The organism is Enterovibrio coralii, from assembly GCF_001559595.1.
GTDB classification, from domain to species: Bacteria; Pseudomonadota; Gammaproteobacteria; order Enterobacterales; family Vibrionaceae; genus Enterovibrio; species Enterovibrio coralii.
The window spans coordinates 772,430-793,397 of record NZ_LNTY01000034.1; the positions used below are offsets into that span (position 1 = coordinate 772,430).

At 47.9% G+C, this 20,968-nt stretch carries 14 protein-coding genes and 2 pseudogenes; 8 read left to right on the forward strand and 8 right to left on the reverse strand.

Annotated features, from left to right (window positions below):
• Positions 1 to 131: 131 nt before the first annotated feature.
• A complete protein-coding gene (locus tag ATN88_RS14770) occupies positions 132 to 1,754 on the reverse strand; it encodes a VRR-NUC domain-containing protein (protein WP_067417364.1) in 1,623 nt (540 codons plus the stop codon).
• Positions 1,755 to 1,869: 115 nt separating this feature from the next.
• Between ATN88_RS14770 and ATN88_RS14775 the strand changes: the two genes are divergently transcribed.
• From ATN88_RS14775 to ATN88_RS14785, 3 genes are all read left to right on the forward strand, one after another.
• Positions 1,870 to 3,318 carry a bifunctional NUDIX hydrolase/phosphatase PAP2 family protein gene (locus ATN88_RS14775; RefSeq protein WP_067417368.1) on the forward strand — a complete coding sequence of 483 codons (1,449 nt, stop codon included), beginning with the start codon at positions 1,870 to 1,872 and terminating at the stop codon, positions 3,316 to 3,318.
• A gap of 210 nt (positions 3,319 to 3,528) precedes the next feature.
• Positions 3,529 to 6,585 carry a D-2-hydroxyglutarate dehydrogenase YdiJ gene (ydiJ, locus tag ATN88_RS14780; protein ID WP_067417370.1) on the forward strand — a complete coding sequence of 1,019 codons (3,057 nt, stop codon included), beginning with the start codon at positions 3,529 to 3,531 and terminating at the stop codon, positions 6,583 to 6,585.
• 158 nt (positions 6,586 to 6,743) lie between these two features.
• Entirely contained in the window at positions 6,744 to 7,055 is a 312-nt protein-coding gene (locus ATN88_RS14785) for a VOC family protein (protein WP_232313237.1), read from the forward strand.
• Between the two features lie 153 nt (positions 7,056 to 7,208).
• Here the strand turns inward: ATN88_RS14785 and aqpZ are convergent.
• Positions 7,209 to 7,903, reverse strand: a pseudogene (gene aqpZ / locus ATN88_RS14790) (aquaporin Z).
• A gap of 259 nt (positions 7,904 to 8,162) precedes the next feature.
• Between aqpZ and ATN88_RS26170 the strand changes: the two are divergent.
• Positions 8,163 to 8,318 carry a hypothetical protein gene (locus ATN88_RS26170; RefSeq protein ID WP_198158381.1) on the forward strand — a complete coding sequence of 52 codons (156 nt, stop codon included), beginning with the start codon at positions 8,163 to 8,165 and terminating at the stop codon, positions 8,316 to 8,318.
• Between the two features lie 70 nt (positions 8,319 to 8,388).
• Here the strand turns inward: ATN88_RS26170 and ATN88_RS14795 are convergent, their stop codons facing one another.
• From ATN88_RS14795 to ATN88_RS14810, 4 genes are all read right to left on the reverse strand, one after another.
• Positions 8,389 to 10,701: a YgiQ family radical SAM protein gene (locus tag ATN88_RS14795; RefSeq protein WP_067417372.1), complete on the reverse strand. Its 2,313-nt coding sequence runs from the start codon at positions 10,699 to 10,701 to the stop codon at positions 8,389 to 8,391.
• Between the two features lie 132 nt (positions 10,702 to 10,833).
• The gene (locus ATN88_RS14800) at positions 10,834 to 11,820 is read right to left on the reverse strand and encodes a DUF2860 domain-containing protein (protein ID WP_067417378.1); all 987 of its coding nucleotides are present in this window, start codon (positions 11,818 to 11,820) and stop codon (positions 10,834 to 10,836) included.
• Positions 11,821 to 11,942: 122 nt separating this feature from the next.
• On the reverse strand, positions 11,943 to 12,479 hold the full coding sequence (locus ATN88_RS14805; protein WP_067417381.1) for a DUF6942 family protein: 537 nt from the start codon (positions 12,477 to 12,479) through the stop codon (positions 11,943 to 11,945).
• An 8-nt stretch (positions 12,480 to 12,487) separates the two neighbouring features.
• Positions 12,488 to 13,357: a LysR family transcriptional regulator gene (locus ATN88_RS14810; protein ID WP_067417384.1), complete on the reverse strand. Its 870-nt coding sequence runs from the start codon at positions 13,355 to 13,357 to the stop codon at positions 12,488 to 12,490.
• 121 nt (positions 13,358 to 13,478) lie between these two features.
• Between ATN88_RS14810 and ATN88_RS14815 the strand changes: the two genes are divergently transcribed.
• On the forward strand, positions 13,479 to 14,687 hold the full coding sequence (locus ATN88_RS14815; protein ID WP_067417387.1) for an MFS transporter: 1,209 nt from the start codon (positions 13,479 to 13,481) through the stop codon (positions 14,685 to 14,687).
• On the opposite strand, the gene ATN88_RS14820 is transcribed toward ATN88_RS14815, so the two are convergent.
• Positions 14,684 to 15,856: a GGDEF domain-containing protein gene (locus tag ATN88_RS14820; protein WP_067417388.1), complete on the reverse strand. Its 1,173-nt coding sequence runs from the start codon at positions 15,854 to 15,856 to the stop codon at positions 14,684 to 14,686. The genes ATN88_RS14815 and ATN88_RS14820 overlap by 4 nt on opposite strands.
• A gap of 313 nt (positions 15,857 to 16,169) precedes the next feature.
• Here ATN88_RS14820 and ATN88_RS14825 point away from each other — a divergent pair, with 313 nt between their 5' ends.
• Positions 16,170 to 16,841: a hypothetical protein gene (locus ATN88_RS14825; protein ID WP_067417617.1), complete on the forward strand. Its 672-nt coding sequence runs from the start codon at positions 16,170 to 16,172 to the stop codon at positions 16,839 to 16,841.
• Between the two features lie 120 nt (positions 16,842 to 16,961).
• A complete protein-coding gene (locus ATN88_RS14830; protein WP_067417393.1) occupies positions 16,962 to 17,156 on the forward strand; it encodes a DUF4250 family protein in 195 nt (64 codons plus the stop codon).
• A 471-nt stretch (positions 17,157 to 17,627) separates the two neighbouring features.
• On the opposite strand, the pseudogene metR reads toward ATN88_RS14830, so the two are convergent.
• A pseudogene (metR, locus tag ATN88_RS14835) lies at positions 17,628 to 18,538 on the reverse strand (HTH-type transcriptional regulator MetR).
• Between the two features lie 105 nt (positions 18,539 to 18,643).
• Here metR and metE point away from each other — a divergent pair.
• Entirely contained in the window at positions 18,644 to 20,914 is a 2,271-nt protein-coding gene (gene metE / locus ATN88_RS14840; RefSeq protein ID WP_067417396.1) for a 5-methyltetrahydropteroyltriglutamate--homocysteine S-methyltransferase, read from the forward strand.
• Positions 20,915 to 20,968: the final 54 nt, after the last annotated feature.

The window sequence follows — 20,968 nt, forward strand, 5'->3', positions numbered from 1 at the left end:
AAAACGTCTTTGAATTTAAGTATGTCTTAAATTTGATAATTTGCACGGGTTCAAAGCCTTACGATTAACCAAGCGCACAAATTAGTGATTCAGAAGGAAGGCGGAATGGGGTGTTTGCACCTTGCGGGGCATCAATCTTGGGGCTGACTCACATACAGCACGCGAGCATCAATGCCTTGCTCAACAAAGAAGTTGAGCCAACGGATTTGGTGATGTTGAAGTTTGTCCCCCGGACCTTTGATTTCAACAAAGCGGCACTTTCCGTCTTTTGTCATAAAGAGGTCAGGATGACCGCTCCGGTTGTTTTTCCTATCAAATAAAATGCGTTCAAAGCAGGCGATAAGCTGGTCATTCGATAGAGTATTCAGTGCAGCTGAAATTAGCGTTTTATCAACATAGTCCCAGTACACCCAATCGTTAGCCAGGCCATATTTTTGCTCATAAGTGTCTAGAACGAATGCCGTGTTTTCTCGAATATCGGCAAGTCGAGATTGGATAACATCTTCTCTACTTTCAATAAACTCCGGCAGGTACATGTCTTTCGGGCTTCTTTGAAAAGGGTTGAGAAACGCGCCGGATATTGGTGAGAAAATGATGTCCCAGAAAGCTAACCCGAACAGGGCATTCAACACCAGATTTTCGCAATACCACACTTGCCAACCTTGTTCGCGATAATAGTCGGCACTGATCATTTCGACGCGTTGAGTAAGCGTTAAGGCGACGCACTCTTCCTCGAATACGTTTTTAGTTTTTGCTGGGGCGTCTATGGCACCTTTCTTTGATAGTTGTCGCGCCAGTCTTTCTGCAATTTCCTTCTCTTCTTCGTTGTAAGGTGATGCCAGCATGTCAGCCACGTATCCAGCGGCTTTTTCAACGTCGTTTTGGCTCAACGCCATGCGTGCTAATCGTTCTTTTGCTGGCGGCAATGCACTGGTTACAAACAGGAACTCCGCAGCGTCGATATCGCCTAAACGCTCCAAGTCGCGAGCAACCGCGTTCACTAGCCTGTTGCGTTTGTATGCTAGCGGTGGCCAATCAAAAGGCTCAGGCAATCTGCAAACCAATTCTCTTACTTTCGCACGCTGTTTTGATTCAACCGTTTCCCAATATTCATCAGCAAGGTTTGAGAGGGCGAGCCAAGCGTCTATTTGGCTTCTTTCGTTAAACAGACGGTCTTTGATGTTAAGTGGAACCGTTTCGTAGTGGTAAATCCCTAAGTCGCTAACCACGAACTCACTCAGGTTTTGTCTGGAGTTGCCAAAGTACAGCAAGAGGAAAACGGGCAACACATCATGAGATACCTCAATGCATCGATAAGGCAACACAGGGCAAGAACCCGCATGTCTCATTATTTCATCGACAATCTCAGGTTTTTTCGCCGACGCTTTGAGTGGCAGTGAATCAAACAGTTGAAGCAATTCTGGTTTGGTGTGAATGGCTAATGCCACGTCTAAGGTTGGACTGCTCGTGACAGAGACTAAGCTTGAAGTGGCCAGTTCGTTTATTGCGGCATCGATGGAAGGGATTTCTGGATAGTTAAACTTGTCTTCGCGAAACCAATTGCCTTTGCGTGAAAGCATGCGAACCAATAAAAGCTGGGCGGGTTGAGCAAGAGCCTTAAAGGCGGCAATCCATTCACTTTCAGTTCGCGTGAGCAAGTCCGGATAACGAGACGAAACAGTATCCAAAATCGAATAAAAATTATCGAGATAGTAAAGCGGTGGAAGCGGATTGGTGACTGTTGCGTCTGTCATGAATGTCTTCAATCAATGAAACGAGCGTATTTGAGAATTATGACAGCACTCAAGGTGCTGCATCAATGATGATCATCTCAGGTGACATCAGAACAGTTGGATAGGAACACGGACAGTGAGAATACTTGCCATCTTATGGATTAGCTTGGCGTCTTTTACGTCTTGGGCATCAACAAACGCCATCAACAGTACCTTGCCGATTGAAGCGGCAGACTGCTTGATCGTGGATCATGACAACAATATTTTGATGATTGAAGAAGCACTGAGTGGGAAGCTTTCTATTCCTGGAGGCTCAATCATAGGAAAGGAAACACCGCAAGAAGCCGCAAAAAGAGAAACGCTAGAAGAAACAGGTTTGAACGTCGACGTCGGGGAAAAAATCGCGCAAACCTACAATTCCGCCGTTTATGCCTGCAAAGTGCTGGGGCTACCTGAATATTACGACGATGCCAATGGACAACGTCAGATCTACGCTTGGCATGCTCCCCATTTCGGTAAAGAAGTCACACGTGTCATGTTAATGCCTGACGATGGCGCGATGCGCGCGAAATACCGTTTCCCTGAGCACAAGTGGATGTTTGATAAGTGGGTAAAGTTTGTTGAACCCAGCCGATTTCGCCAGACACCCGATGCACACAGTGAACTGACCGCTTTCTACGATATACAGTTAGCGTGGTTGGAAAAGCTACGGGCAAAGACCTTCAATGGCGGCCTGTCATCTTTGCTTGGTAACGTTGTGGTGCTAACAGGCAGCATTATTACTCCGCTGTTTTTCCTGCTGATGTTACCTCTTGTTCGCACCTTGTTTGGCCATCGCGCATTGCTGATTTTCAGTGCAGGCATGCTAACCTTGGCGACCGTGACCTTGATGCTTTCCACTGTGATTCATGTGCCCAGACCGCTCTCTGTGGACCCGTATTTTACTTACCATGATGTATTGGGGTTTACCTTGCCCAGTTCTATGGTGGCACTGACTACGTTCACGTTTTCTTGCGCTTGGCTGTTTTGGGATGAGGACAAATATCCTAAAAAACGTCTCTGGGTAGCGGCTGTCGGCGTTGTTTTGGTCGGCGCATCCTCCTTGAAAGCACTTTTGCTGGGCGAGCATTACCCGTCAGATATGATCATCAGTATCTTGCTGGGTGTTTTGGCTGCATTCGCTCTTTTGAAAGTCAAAGATTGGCGTTTCGCAGACCGCTCGCGTGTACTGACATCTACGCGTTTTTGGGGCGGGGCTTTTGTCGTTGTGGCTGTTATCGGCAGCATCATCCACAAACCTCAGCTAATCTACCTGTCCGGCCTGACACTGGGTGCGTTTTGTGCCTTGATTTGGTTAAAAGTCTCTCCTGTCTATATTTCGCCTGTCCGTCGACGATACAAAATTGCCTTCTTTGCGATCGCAAGTGGCGGCATCTTTGCGTTGATGTACCTCGACAAGCACCTGACTGCAAACACCGCGATTAACGAGATCATTGTGCTATGGAACTGCATCGCGCTCTGGAGTATCTCTGTTTGGTTGCTGGTGGTCTTGCCAAGATTGTTTTATCGCTATGTAAAACGGTGAGAAGGAAGTAGAACGAGGAGGCGGGACTTATCGAGTCATTCGTTAACAGCCTCCTATTTTTCTTGAGAATCCAATGCTTTCGCTCGTTAAGTAATCGATTGCGCTTTGATGCCCGTCACACCTGATGTAAAGTGTTCATCATAAAAATAAATCTGTAGTTCGCCAAAAGCCGTAAGGATCAACGGCGACATTGAGGCATCAGGGAGCAAGATGTTACCAGCACTAAACCACCAATCTGTTGTTGACCCCATCGTAAGCCAATTTTTAGACGCACTGAAAAGCAAAGGTTTTAAAGGCGAGGTCGAAACCTTCTACGCTAGCCGACTTGCCGTCGCAACGGATAACTCTGTCTATCAAATGTTGCCGCAAGCTGTGGTGTTCCCGACGACGGTTGAGGACTTAACGCTGCTCGGTGAAGTCTGTAAAGATGATACGTATCAGAGCATTCGCTTTTCCGCTCGCGGTGGCGGCACAGGGACTAACGGTCAGTCTTTGACGCAACACATCGTTGTAGATATGTCCCGTCACATGCAGAAGATTTTGGAAATCAATCCTGAAGAGGGGTGGGTTCGCGTTCAGTCTGGTGTGGTAAAAGATGCGTTGAATGATGCATTGAGACCGCACGGCTTCTTCTTCTCTCCAGATTTATCGACCAGTAACCGCGCAACCGTTGGCGGCATGATCAACACAGATGCATCCGGCCAAGGCTCGCTGCGCTACGGTAAAACGTCTGATCACGTGCTGGCTTTGAAAGCGGTTCTAGCCGATGGTTCTGTGCTGGATACTGAGCCTCAGAACATGGTGGATCTCGACGCGATTTCGCCAACCACGTTTGCAGAAACAGCTCTAAAAGAAGTGTCCGCGATTTGTAAAAGCAAGCGTGCACAAATTGATGCCAAATTCCCACCGCTCAACCGTTTTCTAACGGGATACGACCTTAAAAATGCTTATCAGCCAGATGCAGATAAGTTCGATATTGCGCGTGTGCTCTGTGGCGCGGAAGGCTCATTGGCTTTCATCGCTGAAGCCAAGCTAAACATTACGCCGATTCCGAAGGCTCGCACACTGGTCAACGTGAAATACGACAGTTTCGATTCTGCGCTGCGCAGTGCGCCCGTCATGGTGGAGGCGAATGCGCTGTCGGTGGAAACGGTTGACTCACGCGTGTTGAATCTTGCGCGCGAGGATATCGTGTGGAATACGGTAAGCGATCTCCTTAAAGATGTGCCAGGCAAAGACATGCAAGGCATCAACATGGTGGAGTTTGCAGGCAATGATGAAACAGAAGTTACTGAACAAGTAGAAGCTCTTTGCAAACGTCTTGATGTGCTGGTCGAAGCAGGTGACAAAGGCGTTATCGGCTATCAGGTTTGTTCAGATCTTCCGTCTATCAACCGCATCTACAACATGCGCAAAAAAGCGGTAGGTCTGCTTGGTGCCGCAAAAGGTGCGGCGAAACCTATCGCGTTCGCTGAAGATACCTGTGTACCACCAGAAAACCTCGCGGACTTTATTGTCGAGTTCCGTGAACTGCTCGACAGCCACAAGCTGAACTACGGCATGTTTGGTCACGTAGATGCGGGTGTGCTTCACGTCCGTCCTGCTTTGGATATGTGCGATCCTGAGCAAGAGAAATTGATGAAAACCATTTCTGACCAAGTGGTTGCGCTAGTGGCGAAATACGGCGGCTTGATGTGGGGCGAGCACGGTAAAGGTTTCCGCTCTGAATACGGTCCAGAGTTCTTCGGCGATGAACTTTTTGCCGAGCTGAGAAAAGTCAAAGCCGCGTTCGACCCGGATAACCGCATGAACCCAGGCAAGATCTGTACGCCGCTAAACAGTGCTGACGAGTTGGTGAAAGTCGAAGACAAAAAGCGTGGAGAGTACGATCGCCAAATTCCAGTGACTATCCGTGACAGTTTCAAACAAGCGATGGAATGTAACGGCAATGGCTTGTGTTTTAACTACGACACCAGTTCGCCAATGTGTCCATCGATGAAGATCTCTTACGATCGCCGTCACTCGCCGAAGGGGCGTGCGGGGATCGTGCGTGAGTGGTTACGTCTGCTCGCAGAGCAGGGGATTGATCCTCTGGTGCTTGAAAAAGAGCTGATGGAGAAAACTCCAACGATTCGTCAGATCTTTGCGCGCTTTAAAAATACATGGTCAGCGAAAAAAGACGACTATGACTTTTCGCATGAAGTCATGGAAGCCATGAACGGCTGTTTGGCGTGTAAGGCCTGTGCGACCCAGTGTCCGATTAAAGTGGATGTGCCGAGCTTCCGCTCGCGCTTTATCAATCTCTACCACAGCCGTTATCAGCGACCAGCCAAAGATTATTTGGTGGCAAACATTGAATCCATGCTGCCTTGGATGGCGAAAGCTCCGGTTATCGTTAACGCTTTTATCGAGCCAAAGTGGGCGAGAAAAGCCACCCAGAAAGCCATTGGCTACGTGGATGCGCCAGCACTTTCAGTGCCGACACTCAAAGAATCGCTCGATGGTCACCATGCCACCAAATTTGATTTGGTTTGGTTGCAAGCTCTAAGTGAAGAAGAGCGCAGCCGCTACGTGCTGATTGTTCAAGACCCGTTTACCAGCTTTTACGAAGCAGATGTGGTGAAAGACTTCATTGCATTGATTGAAAAGCTGGGTAAAAAACCAATGCTGTTGCCGTTTAAGCCAAATGGTAAAGCGCAACACATTAAAGGCTTCTTGAAGAAGTTTGCGAAAACAGCGGCCTCTACGTCAGAGTTTTTGAACCAAGTTGCTGATTTGAACATCCCTATGGTGGGTGTAGATCCGGCTTTGGTGCTTTGTTACCGCGATGAATACAACGAGATACTGGGCGATAAGCGTGGCGATTTTGTTGTGAATACCGCACATGAGTGGCTGATGGAAGAAATCAAACACCAGCCAGCACGTGAGAAAAATGCTGATTCAGACGCATGGTTTTTGCTGGCGCACTGTACGGAAAAAACCAAGATGCCAAACGCAGAGTCGGAATGGGGCAAAATCTTTACCCATTTCGGTGCGAGCATGGAGGCGGTACCTGTCGGTTGTTGTGGCATGGCGGGCACATACGGACATGAATCTGACAAGCTTGAGAACTCTAAAGGCATCTACGGTTTAAGCTGGAAGCCTCGATTGGAATCATTGCCAATTTCCCGTTGTATGGCGACAGGCTACTCTTGTCGAAGCCAAGTGAAGCGCTTTGAACACCAGAAACTCTTCCACCCTGTGCAAATTCTTCTGAAGTTTGCCTAAGAAAATCAGCGTAATACAAAAGGAAGCGAGCGAGTCGCTTCCTTTTTTCTTTTAGACCGTGATGAAACAACCTGCGGCGCGTCTTAATTGTTAGGCGAGACAAAAAATATCGCCTGATAGTCTTACTCATATCTCAATACCAACAAGGAGCGGTCTCTATGAGTAAGCTTCAGCCGCATATTACGTTTCACGGATTGTGTAGAGAGGCGTTGAGTTTTTACAAACAGGCTTTTGACGGTGAAATCGTGACGCTGCAGACGTTCAACGATTCTCCTGTCGAGTTTCAGCAGCACATTCTCGATCGTGTCATGCATGCAGAGTTCGTATCGCGTGAGGTGTCATTTCTTGCCTCTGATGGGTCGATGACTCGCTCGCTCAAGGTTCAGGAGACGTTGCACTTCACGTTAGCTTTGACGATGAAAAAAGACAGAGTCAGGTGTTTGTCGCGCTCTCTGAACAAGGGCAAGTAGTAATGCCCTTGGATTACACATTTTGGAATGTTCGCTTTGGAATGCTGACTGATAAGTTTGGTATTCGCTGGATGATGAGCTGTCCGATGAAAGAGTAAATCTACGAGTATTCCCCCAAAAAGAAAAAAGCCCCGATTAACGGGGCTTTTGCTTTTATTCTTCGTTAGGACTCAACCAACGATAAACAGCACCAGCGATGAGAGCACCAATGATGGGGGCTACCCAGAACATCCAAAGCTGTCCGATAGCCCAGTCACCCACAATCAATGCGGGGCCTGTGCTTCGTGCTGGATTCACCGAGGTGTTGGTGACTGGAATACTGATAAGGTGGATCAGTGTCAGTGACAGACCAATTGCTAGGCCCGCAAAGCCAGGGTTAGCAAGGTGATGCGTTGCACCAAGGATGACGATAAGGAACATAAACGTCATCACCACTTCAGTGATAAAACCTGCCTGCATGCTATAGCCACCCGGCGAGTGTTCGCCATAGCCATTTGAGGCGAGTCCGCTTGCCGCGAGATCAAAGCCCGGCTGACCGCTTGCAATGATATACACGGTGAAGGCACCGAGAATAGCACCTGCAACTTGGGCGACAATGTAAGGCAGAAGCTCCCCTGTAGAGAAGCGACCACCTGCCAAAGGCCGATGGACACGGCAGGGTTGAGGTGACAACCGGAGATGTGTCCAATGGCGTAAGCCATGGTCAGTACCGTTAAACCAAAGGCGAAGGCGACACCCAGAAAACCAATGCCCAGCTCTGGAAAGCCTGCGGCAAACACTGCGCTGCCACAACCACCAAGCACTAACCAAAAGGTGCCGATAAATTCTGCTGTTAGCTTTTTCAACATAACAATTTCTTCCTTTTATAGTTTTAATCCAGAAGCCTGTTTTAATGCCGTGTGAGCTATGCTCACGATAACGCGGACTACCATCAAACATAAGCCTTTGCTTTTAGGGTAGGTAATCCTTCCACAGGCCGCCAAACGTAGTTAAGACTGGGAGTAAATGCTATGTGTCACATTGCAGTTGGATTGCGCTTTAGTCGCGTATAGGCTCGCGATGTGATACCGTTTAATAATCAATGCGTTGCTTGGTTAGGAGAGGATGATGGTAAAGATTGCAGTGATCGTGGCACTCATCGTTCTAGGATTTCTAGCGGCTAAGTTCCTTGATGAGAAATCACAGAAGAAAGTGGTAGTAGGAATGGGTGTGGTTGCTGGCATTGCGTTTCTGGTGCTGGTCGTCTCTGAGCTTTTGCGTTAGCTGACACTTATCTCTGGAAGCCAGAACAGGCAATAAAAAAGCGAACCGTTTGGTTCGCTTTTTCGTTTTCTTAGCGTGCGGCTGGTCGGTTACGACTGCCAGATGGACGTTTTTTGCCTCCGCCCATTGGTTTGCTTCCACCCATCGGCTTATTGCCGCCGTTGGAAGTTTTTGGCTTACCGCCCTTGTTCATTGCTGGTTTGCCTTTGCCATTGGTGTTCGCAGACCCATTTCCAGACGGCTTGCCGTTTTTGCTGCGTTGTTGCGGCTTACGGATATCCGGTTGGTTAGGGTGCTTGGTAGCAAAGCGTTTTGCACCGTGACGGCTTGAACCACGACGCTGTGCTTGTGTCATCATTTCTTCTTCGCTGCCTTCGCGCGGTACCAAACAACCAGGACGATCGCCAATCAGGTGGCGTTTACCCATGTCAGTCAACGCTTCACGCAGTAACGGCCAGTTTGCTGGATCGTGGTAGCGAAGGAATGCTTTGTGCAGACGACGCTGACGTTCACCTTTCGCAACAAACAGGTCTTCACGCTTCTTGTATTTAACGCGCTTAAGCGGGTTCGTTTCAGCGTGATACATCGCGGTCGCGTTACACATTGGCGATGGGTAGAAGTTCTGTACCTGATCACAACGGAAGTCGTTTTCTTTCAACCACAGAGCCAGATTCATCATGTCTTCATCGGTACAACCTGGGTGTGCTGCGATGAAGTAAGGGATCAGGTACTGCTTCTTACCGGCTTCTTTCGAGTATTTCTCAAACAGCTCTTTAAAGCGGTGGTACGTGCCCATACCCGGCTTCATCATCAGATCCAGCGTACCTTTTTCGGTATGCTCTGGTGCGATCTTCAAATAGCCACCTACGTGGTGAGTCACCAACTCTTTGACGTATTCTGGTGATTCGATCGCCAGATCGTAACGCACGCCAGATGCGATAACGACTTTCTTCACACCTTGCATACCGCGAACTTCACGATACAAATCAATCGTATGTTCGTGGTTGGTGTTCAGCTTTTCACAGATTTTCGGGAACACACAAGAAGGGCGACGACAGTTCTTTTCTGCACGCGGATCTGAACAGCCCAGACGGTACATGTTTGCCGTTGGACCGCCCAAGTCTGAAATAACGCCCGTAAAGCCCGGCACTTTCTCTTTGATTTCTTTAATTTCGCTCAGGATAGATTCCTGAGAACGGTTCTGGATGATACGACCTTCATGCTCTGTGATAGAACAGAAAGAACAACCACCAAAACAACCACGCATGATGTTGACCGAGGTCTTGATCATTTCATACGCAGGAATTTTTGCATCGCCGTAACGAGGGTGCGGTACACGTGCAAATGGGAGACCAAACACGTAGTCCATCTCTTCTGTTGTGAGTGGAATAGGCGGTGTGTTGACCCATAGTTCACGCTCGCCGTGTTTTTGAATCAACGCACGTGCCGAATACGGGTTGGTTTCCAAGTGCATGACGCGGCTAGCGTGCGCATAAAGAATGCGGTCGTTTACCAACTTTTCGAAAGAAGGGATACGCACATAGCTGTTTTCTGCGTCATGGCGAGACGGGTGAACCATCACAGGTTTTGCCGCTTTCTCTTCTTTGCTGGTTGCACATGCAGATTCTGTCGCGTAAGGGTTCGGCATTGCCATGGCTTTGCCTGGTTTATCAATACGCGAACTGTCGATCTCTGTCATTTCTTCCGGTGCACTTTTCAGCATGACAGCTGTGCCCGGAATACGCGTCATGGTGCTAACACTTTCACCACGAGAAAGGCGATGAGCAACGTCAATCAGCGCACGCTCAGCGTTACCAAACAACAAAATGTCAGCTTTGGCATCGCAAAGCACTGAACGACGTACTTTGTCTGACCAGTAATCGTAATGCGCGAGACGACGAAGGCTAGCTTCAATGCCGCCCAGTACAATCGGCGTTTCTTTGTATGCTTCACGACAACGTTGGGAGTACAACAACACGGCGCGATCTGGGCGTTTGCCGCCTTCGTTGCCAGGTGTGTATGCGTCATCGTGACGTGGTTTTCTGTCAGCGGTGTAGCGGTTGATCATGGAGTCCATGTTACCCGCGGTCACGCCGAAAAAGAGGTTAGGTTGGCCGAGTGCCATAAATGCACTTTTATCTTGCCAATCTGGCTGAGCGATAATACCGACGCGGAAACCTTGCGCTTCCAGTACACGACCGATGACCGCCATACCAAAGCTTGGGTGATCGACATATGCGTCGCCAGTGACAATGATGATGTCACAGCTATCCCAACCGAGTTGGTCCATCTCTTCTCTGCTGGTCGGCAGGAACGGAGCGGTACCGTAGCACTCAGCCCAGTATGGTTGGTATTCGTTTATTGGAGTAACAGAATTGCGCATTTTTTAACCTCTTTCTCGCAAGGCGGCAATTATAGCGGCTTGAGCAAGCGAGAGCCAGAAGGATTAAACCCGCAATTTTACAAGGTTTTTAACAGAGAGGTGCCGCATTTCATTGAAATGCGGCATTTTTACTTAGAATCGGTAGGTTACACCCAAAGAAAGTAGGTATTGGCTTTCGTTATAAAAATCGATATTCGAGTCGATATGGCTGTAACCAGCGAGTGAAACAAGCGATAGTGGATGGATCTCGAATAAATGTGCGTATTCATACGCCAAGAAAGCACTGTATTCTCTGTCTGTACGTTCAATGCCAAACGCCGGGTTAACCGCATCGTAGCCGCGGTAGTTGAAGCTACCTGTTAATACGATTTTGTTTCTACCCAAGAAACTGAAGTAAGTGAGCTCACCGCCGTACGTTTGGTGGGACATTGCATCACCATCCGCATCGTGCTTGAGGTACACAAACGCTGGTGTCACACCCAATCCCGCACCTAAAAACTGACGATAGCTGAGTTTGGTGTAGAAGCTGTCACCTTCACGATCGAGAGTTTCTTGCTGCTGGCTCGTCAAACCGAGGCTTGAGCCACTTTGCTCGTTGTCGAATTCCGTTTGTGCGTAAGCCATGTCCAGCGCAAACGGAGAGCCACTAATACGGCTGAACTGCAATCGGTAAGCATTACCTGTCTTTTCGGTTTCAGTTCGCGGAGAACCAGTAAGGAAAGGGTCTGCCCACACATCCTCTGCTAAGAGTGTTGGTAAGTATGACAGGGATACTTGGGTACCTGACGCCAATTCTTGTTTGTAGCCGACTTCCAACGCGACGATACCGATCGCAATATCTTCACGCGATGTACCTGCGAAGATTTGCTTATCGAGGTTTTGGCCAAAGGTGAATTTCAAGCTGCCCAGTGGCCCGAAAATCGCATCGGTCTCGCGATTTCCCTCACTGTTCAGGGTTCCAGACTTGGTTTCGCTGGCATTGGTGGACAAGTTGGAATCTGTCGAGGCGACACCTCCCAGCACAGAAATTTCACCGGATAAACCACCTCTCTCAGCGAGGCCAGCAGAAGCGCAAAAGGGAAGGAGGGCCAAGCATGTGATAATGCCATTCTTATTCATTATGTTTCCATCCGTAGAATGTTCGCCATAAAGCGATGTTTTATCTAATTAATAACCCTATCCTAACAAGTAACTTTTAAAATCAACAGATATGAAATCGGTATCTTGCATACAATTGACATTCAGCAATTTTCAATCGATGAAATGAGGTTGACGAGATACTCAATCTTCACGTTTGAGAGCTGGCGATAGTCAAAATAAGGACAAACCAGAATAGGTTTTGTCGGGTGTCTGGCGAATTCCTGATTCATCCAAACGCATTGTTCGGCAATGCCAGAGTGCATTGCATGTGTTCTTCCTGCAATGATATGAATTGTGCCTTGTTTATCGGTTTGGTCGATAGCTATGTTGCTGAAATGAATGGCAAAGTCCGAATGGGTTTGCAGTAATGCTTCGTCACGAAATGCCTGCCAACTGGTGTAACCCGAAGGGAACCATCTAGAGGTTGAATCAAGTGCGAACAAAAGCTTGGCGTATACATTAAACACTTTACGCCAACCATTACCGCCCAAATCTCCCAATGCCTTAATATCCCCATTCTTCAATGGCGTCACAGAGCCGAAGTCAGGCTCGACCCCTGTGAGCTCGGCAAGGGGAGCGGGTTTCTCTACATACACATTGAACGTGGCATTCGGGTTGCCGATTGAAAACGTGTTCACTAAATGTCCTATTTGTTGCGTTGCACAAAATCGATAAAGGCTCGGTCGGCGAGAGAGAGATAGCCTTGCTTACGCCATGCCATAGCAATATCTAACGTTACAGGTTCTTCAAAGGGTATGGCTACCAATCCGGGTTCATGTTCGGTAACCAACTCCAAAAGAGCGGTAATGGCGAAACCGTGTCTGACAATGTTCAAAATCATCGCAAGTAAGTTGGTTTCAAAGGATAGGTGTGGTTCGATGTTGTGTTCTGCGCAGATCCGATCGATAAACTCGCGGTGGAAGTACCCTTTTTTAAACATCACCAATTCTTCGTCGAAAAACGCACGAAAGCTGATGGACTTGTTCTCTGCCAAGGGGTGGTCTTGAGACGTCACAGCGACCATCTGTGACGTGATAAGGTGCCGCGTTTCAAGTGCTGATGGCACATCCCGATTGTGGATAACGCCGATGTCGAGTTCGCCATCTAACAACATTTGCCGAATAGATTGGGTACCCGCTTCCACCACGATGAGTTTTAGATCAGGGTATTGAGATTTAAAACCCATCAATATGGAGGGAAAGAAGTAGGAACCGAGCATGCCAGGAACGCCGACGCGTACTTCACCTTTTTGCAATCCTCGTAACTCTGCCATGGCCATGTTGGCATCCTCGACCTGCTGGAGAATGCGCTGCGCATGCACTTGCAGGACTTCGCCTTCGTGGGTGAGGTGAACTTGTTTTTCATTGCGGTCAAAAAGGGGTAAGCCCACGCTACTTTCAAGCTTTTTAATGGCAACACTCAGAGCGGGTTGTGCGATGTGAAGGAGCTTGGCGGCCTTTGTGAAATTGCGCTGTTCAGCAACAGCCAAAAAATAGCGAAGTTGACGTAAATCCATGAGAAGCATTCCTTTCAACTAGATCAAAAAGATCTCGAAGCGATAAAATTAATATACTTCTTTTATCAAAGAACGGCTGTTACTTTTTAATTATTCCCCGATCTTATTGAGCAGTAAGAGAATGATTGAATTAAGTACACCAGAATATCGACGAGCCGCATTTGCCTTAGCGTTTGGCTCGTTTTTGGTGTTTTGCAATCTCTATCTGTTCCAGCCCATGCTGCCCATCTTTGCCGAGAGCTACAGTGTGTCAGCAACCAAAGTGAATTGGTTGTTGGCTGCGTCTACCTTGGGCTTGTCCGTGAGTATGCTGCCTTGGGCATTATTGTCGGAACGCTTTGGTCGCCGTCCAGTGATTACTGTTAGTCTGATCATGATGCCCCTTGTTGGCTTTCTCTCCCTGTTTTTGTCCTCCTTTTGGGGATTAGTTGCCCTTCGTGGGCTGATGGGGATTGCACTTGCAGGGTTTGTGGCTGTTGCTGTGGCATACATGGCTGATGAATTCAGCCCAACCGCGCTGGTCGTTGCTGTTGGTGGTTACATCAGCGCGAACTCCTTGGGCGGCATAGTCGGGCGCTTGTCTGGCGGTTTCATGTCGGAATTTATCGGATGGCATGGTGCTGTCATAGCAATGGCTATTTTTACCACAATCGGCGGCGCATTCGTCTACATGCTTTTACCAAAACAACAGCACTTCAAACCCACCAAGACGTCTTTGTTCAACCAAACTAAATCGATTGTGACGCACCTTCGAACACCTGTTCTATGGGTGGCGATGGTGATTGGCGGCCTTAACTTTGCCCTGTTTGTAAACATCTATTCCGTAACGACGTTTAGATTGCTCGAAGCACCGTTCTATCTGCCTGTAAGCATCGCGTCTGCTATTTTCATTTGTTATTTAGCAGGCACATTTTCATCGCGCTTGAGTGGTCGTTGGGCGAATCGCTATTCACCGATATCTGGCATGTATCTCGGTACCAGCATCACTTTACTCGGTGTACTGGTGTCAGCAATTGAATCTGAAATGACGGTCGTTTTGGGGCTTTTGATTGTCAGCGGAGGGGCATTCTTTACCCATTCTCTGGCCTACGGCTGGGTAAGCCGAAAAGCCAAACAAGCGAAAGCGGCGGCAACTGCACTTTACCTTGTTCACTATTACATCGGTGGCAGTCTTGGTGGGTTCTACTTAATCGGCTGTTGGGAACACGGTGGTTGGACAGCGGTAACCATGGGAGCGGTAACGCTCGGTATTTTGACCTTTTTTCTTATTCATTTGCTCAACGTCAAAAACAAAGTTGATATTGCCGCTGAGCAAAACATTCGTATCTAGTTAGCAAACTCAAGCCACGGACGTTTGCTGTTTTCGTCCACACATTTGTCGCACTCTTCATAATCACGGCTGCAATCGCGGCCGTTATTTTTTGCGTGATAAAGGGCCAAGTCCGCTTTTTCGAGCAGTGATGAGAAGTTATCGTCTTTCGACAAACTGGTACTGATGCCAATGGATGTGGTTACCTCAATCGGCTTCGCGAGTCCTTCTAATCTCACTTCAAGTTCCCGCACATTTTCCATAATACGTTCAGCAACCATTCGCGCTTGTTCCGCGCTGCATTTAGGTAAGAACAAAATAAATTCTTCGCCGCCATAGCGACCAAAAATATCGGATTTTCGGAGGGCGGATTGGACGGCGGTGGTGAACGCCTTTAACACCATGTCTCCCGCAAAGTGACCGTATCTGTCATTTACGCGTTTAAATCGGTCCAAATCCATTAGCAGGACAGAATAAGGGCGCGACTTCGTTCGGGTGTTTTCAAAATCACGTTTAGCCAGTGTGAGGAGCATTCGACGGTTATAGACACCCGTGAGAGGGTCTAAGGTCGCATGTCGATACAAACGCATCATCATATGAAGCTTTGAGGTTTGCGCCCAAATAACAATGATGCCAATGACAGTTTGAATCCAGTACAGCGCAAATGTATCCAATGTCAGCAATGCGCCGCTTTGAATATCGACATAAACCTGAGTCAGCGCGGTGGCAATCATGAGATTCACCGACTCACGAATCGTCAGCGGAAATATGGTCAGCATGACGATTTGAACAAAGGGCAAGAGGGTATAGCAATATGTGATGTTATGAATGGAATGCGGGTAGCCCAATACATGGTTAGCGGCCAAATAAAATACGTTCATGCAAAGAACAATCGCCGCGAGGGCAATTCGGCATGCTCTGAGCGAGTTGTGACTCCGCAGGCCTCTGACTATCGCCATCAGGCTAGCGATCAGTGCCAAACGCAGTAGGAAAAGGGTGTCGCTAGGCGCGTCAACAAAAAGGAGATCAACAGGTGTCCAAGCCAACAACAGCAGAGACCAGGTGTAGCAGAGCGCAATAATGCGGGATCGTAAATACGTCGCTCGAGTCGCACTGAAGCTTGCGGCATGTCGTTTAGCACTCCAAAGCTCTTTGGCTGAAACAATGAAGCGTCGAACGGAAAACTCCATGTAATCCCTTATTCCGGTGTGATTGGATGTCAGTAAATGGTTAGGCTTCGAATATATTTTCTGTGATTTTTTGGAGGCATATCGCCAAGATATAAAAACAGTTACATATAAATTGCTTTGAGCGCAAAAGTAACATTTAAATCTGTGAGGCTATCAGCGTTGTTGCACGTAAATTGCACAAATTTACTTTCAGGATCTCTTTAAGTCAGTTTTGTTACAGGAAAAGCATCGAAACGTCTTCGATATCTCTATGAACCATGCATCTTTAATGAGTTTCGGTATAATTGCGTGACACAAATTTTTGGGTAGCAATATGATTGATGTGTTTAGCTCGGTGGTGTTATCGGGCGTATTAGGTGCGCAGTTGGTTCTCACCTTGGTGTTGTTGAAAGGTGATATTTGCCCGGGACAACGCGGCCGCTTACATAAAGTGTTTTGGTTTCTGGTAGCAGGGTGGGGTGTGATCACACCAATTTACCCCTTTGCGGCATTGCCTTTTATCTCTCTGGGTATCTTTTCGCTTCGTTCTAAAACGGGTAAGACGAAACTGTCAGGACCTATCCCTGTATTGCACCTTTCGAATGCATTTGGCGTTTTGGCGCTGGTTGTCGCAATGGCGCAATCGGGTCTTGCACTGTCATTGCTGATGGTGTTGCAAGTTGTATTGGTTGGTGCTGCAACTGCGCATGTGTTGCTTATTCGCGCGCGTTCTCGTTTGCAGGCATTTCATCGCATTTTACCCGTGGCGGGTTTGGTTTCTGCCATGTTGATGGCGGCTGTGCTTGCGGTATTTGGTTCAGCAAATGTTACTGGAGCGGTGATTCAATACATCGTGGGTTGTATGGGGCTTGTCTTGGTAGGTACCTTGATTTGGGCATCACATCTGTTCAGACAAGCTGCCCCAAGCCTTTTGCAAGTTATGGCGGCATTTGCTTGTATCTTTGGCGCTTCATCTGTGGCAATTGCTTCTATGACGGCGATTTGACAGCGATTGTCAAAAGGATGAAACAGGGCACATAAAGTGCCCTTTTTTGTGTCTGGGTCACAGTCGTTCTTGGTAAGAAGTCTAAACTGGTTTTAGGTCTGACAGATAGGAGTGATGTGTATGGAAATCCACAATCTTGAGCACCTAGATAACGCCATTGTTTATGGCATCGTCAATGAAAGATTGCGCCTTGAGTGCGCGAGCCTTGACGAATTCTTACTGCAATTTGGCTTGGATCACCAAACATTCCAACACAAGCTGGATGAAATGGGCTGCTACTACGACCCTCTGGTGAATCAGCTCAGACAAAAGTGATTTAACCCAACGCTATATCTATGCAAAGCCCAAAAGCTGGGCGTGGCAACTCATGCATAAAAGAGCACACGTCGCTCTAAGGTATGTTTGCCGAGAAAGCTCACTTTGCCACATTTGACGCACTTTCCTTTCACTTCATGGCGGTGCGTCAAGTACCTTTCATAGCAAGCCCTGCGCTGTCTATAAAACCCCTCTGTTTCATGACAATGCTTACATTTTGTGTTCGAAAATATAATCACAACAGCTATCCTGCACGAGGAACACACCTTCCTTGGTGTGCTCATGAATAAAAGTTGTGGCATTTTAATGACTTGTTCAAATAATGCTCAAATCAATATTTGTGATCTTGATCGCCTTGGCTTTCTGCAAACAGTGAATTGCCAAGATAAGTTCTTCGTCAGCATCACTAAATAGACATGACATTATTGTGGTTTATGAAAATGCTCTCGGTATTTTCATCTTTATAACGTGCTATACCTTTTTTATTCCTTCCAAATGCGCATGAGATTGGGCGCGAGCGGTTGCAAAAAATGCCTGCAAATAAGGGCGTTTTGATTCTTGTGCGCGCACCGCCGCGTAAAGTCTTCTCCAAAGCCCTTCACCAAGAGGGCGGTCAACAACCAAACCTTGTCGAGAGAACTCACTAATTGCCCAGTTTGGTAGAGCCGCGACGCCCAAGCCTGCCGTGACCATCTGAATGAGCATCAGGGTATTGTCTGCGGTTTTTATGTTGGCGGGCTCAATATCTGCGGGTTGAAGGAAATGTTTGATGATGTCCATTCTCTGTTTTTGAACTGGTAGGTGAGCAAGGTCTCTCCCGCTAAATCTTCCGGCGATATGACCTTTTTACTTGCGAGAGGATGCGTGTCAGCCAGTACCAGACGCATTTCAAAATCGAACAGTGCTTCATAGTGCACTTCACTTCTCGGCAAGATGTCAGAGGTGATCACCAAGTCCAGTTCACCGCCTGCCAGCGCAGGAAGAGGTTCAAAACCGAAACCGGAAGAGAAGTCCAACGTGACGAGTGGCCAACTCAATTTATATTCCTTCAATGCGGGCATCAGCCATTGAAAGCATGAGTGGCACTCTATGGCCATGTGAAGCCTTCCTTGCGCATCTTCTTTCAATGCAGAGAGTTCCGCTTCCGTTTTGGCTAGGCGTGGCAACACATCGTCGGCCAACGACAACAAGACATTGCCTTCAGCAGTAAATCGGACGGGTCGCGTTTTACGAAGAAACAACGGAGAGCCGATTCTTTGCTCTAAGTCTTTGAGCTGATGGGATAACGCTGATTGCGTTAAGCACAGTTGGGTTGCTGTTGCTGTTAAAGACCCTGTGTCCCTTAGTACCGCCAATGTGCGTAGGTGCTTCACCTCAATCATGAAAATTCCTCAACATCCGTTTGAGTTATTTGAGTTTGTTTTATGAACTCTAATCAATCATCTTGGACATGTAAACATCTGGACGGCTAAATTTGGAGGGGAAGCATGGCCACTACACATATTTTGGGATACCCACGTATTGGTAATAAACGGGAACTGAAGTTTGCACTCGAACAATATTGGCAGGGTGATTTAAGCCAACAAGGTTTGTTGGATGTCGGTGCAACCATTCGTCATCACAACTGGAATGTACAAGCTGACGCCGGTCTGTCGTTTGTAACCGTTGGTGACTTTGCTTGGTATGACCAAGTGCTTCAAACCAGCTTAACCTTGGGTCATATTCCCAAGCGTCACCGCAGCGGACATCCGGATTTAGATACCTTGTTCCGCATTGCGCGTGGTAAAGCACCCACTGGTTGCGCTTGTGCCGCATCGGACATGACTAAGTGGTTTAACACGAACTACCACTACATTGTTCCTGAGTTTTCAAAGGACGACGAGTTTAAGCTCTGTTGGAATCAGCTTTTTGAAGAAGTGAACGAGGCGCAGAAAGCGGGACACAAAGTGAAACCTGTTCTTCTTGGCCCTATCTCTTACCTCTATCTGGGTAAAGAAAAAGAAGCAGGATTTAGCCGCTTGGATCTTCTTCCTCGCCTCCTCTCTGTCTATCAGAAGATCCTCGGTAAGCTGAAAGCTCAAGGTGTGGAATGGGTACAAATTGACGAGCCTATTTTGGCGTTGGAATTGGCTCCTGAGTGGCGCAATGCATACAAACTGGCTTATCAAGTGATTGGCGGTGATGTGAAGCTGTTGCTAACGACCTACTTCGAGTCTGTTGAACATCAACTGGATGTGATTACCGGTTTAAACGTTAATGGTCTTCATGTCGACCTCAGTGCTGGCCCGGAACAACTGGGTGCCGTGGTTGAAGCCATTCCGTCTGATTGGACATTGTCACTGGGTGTGATCAACGGTCGAAATGTCTGGAAATCAAACTTGGGCAAATGGGTGAGTGAACTCGGTGATGTCGCGTCGAAGTTCGGTGACCGACTCTGGGTTTCTAGCAGCTGTTCATTGCTGCATACGCCAGTGGACCTCGATTTAGAAACGTCGCTTGATGAAGAAGTGAAGTCATGGTTGGCATTTGCCAAGCAGAAAGTCAGCGAAGTTGTTCTGCTTTCTGATGCTCTCTCGGGTAAAGAATCTGCTGTGGAAAGCGCCAAAGTCTACAGCGAGGCTGTGTTGGCAAGAGCATCAAGCTCGCGTGTTAACAAGCCTGAAGTGCAAGCTCGCCAGAATGCGATTACTGATGCGCTCGCAGAACGTGATGCGCCATATGCATCGCGTGCAGAAGCACAACAGGCTTCACTGTCTCTGCCAGTGTTTCCAACCACAACCATTGGCTCATTCCCACAAACGGGAGAGATCCGCCAGCAACGTCGCGCACTGAAATCAGGTGAGCTTTCAGAGGTCGATTATGTGTCGGCGATGCAAGAACACATCAAAGATGCTATCGAGCGTCAGGAGAAGCTGGGTCTGGATGTTTTGGTTCACGGTGAGCCAGAGCGAAATGACATGGTGGAATACTTTGCTGAGAACCTCGATGGATTTGCTGTCTCACGTTTCGGTTGGGTACAAAGTTACGGCAGCCGTTGTGTGAAACCGGCCATCATCACAGGTGATATTTCCAGAGAGGCACCGATTACTGTGGGTTGGGCAACCTATGCACAAAGTCTGTCTGACAAGCCAGTAAAAGGTATGCTAACTGGGCCTGTGACCATCTTAGGTTGGACATTCCCACGTGAAGATTTGTCGCGAAAAGACATTGCGGAGCAAATTGCGCTGGCGTTGCGTGATGAAGTGGCAGATCTGCAAGAGGCTGGTATTAAGGTCATTCAAATCGATGAGCCTGCTATTCGCGAAGGTATGCCATTGAAAGCGAGTGAGTGGAAAACCTATCTCGATTGGGCCGTACGTGCGTTTAAGGTGTCAGCAGCAAGTGCGAAACCAGAAACACAAATCCACACCCATATGTGTTACAGCGAATTCAATGACATTATCGATTCAGTGGCGGCACTGGATGCCGATGTCATTACCATTGAAACGTCTCGTTCGGACATGGAATTGCTGCAAGCGTTTGAAGAGTTTTCATACCCGAACGAAATCGGTCCGGGTGTGTACGACATCCATTCTCCTAACATTCCAAGTGTAGAAAGCATTGTTGGTTTGCTGGAGAAGGCGCGTAAGACCATCCCTGATGAGCGTCTTTGGGTTAACCCGGATTGTGGCTTGAAAACCCGCTCCTGGGTAGAGGTTGAAGCCGCACTGACCAGTCTGGTAGACGCAGCGAAAACACTGCGAGAAACCGTTAACTAAAACGCCAAATTCGGTACATTCCGGTTAGAAACCAAGGCCTTTGCAACTCACTGA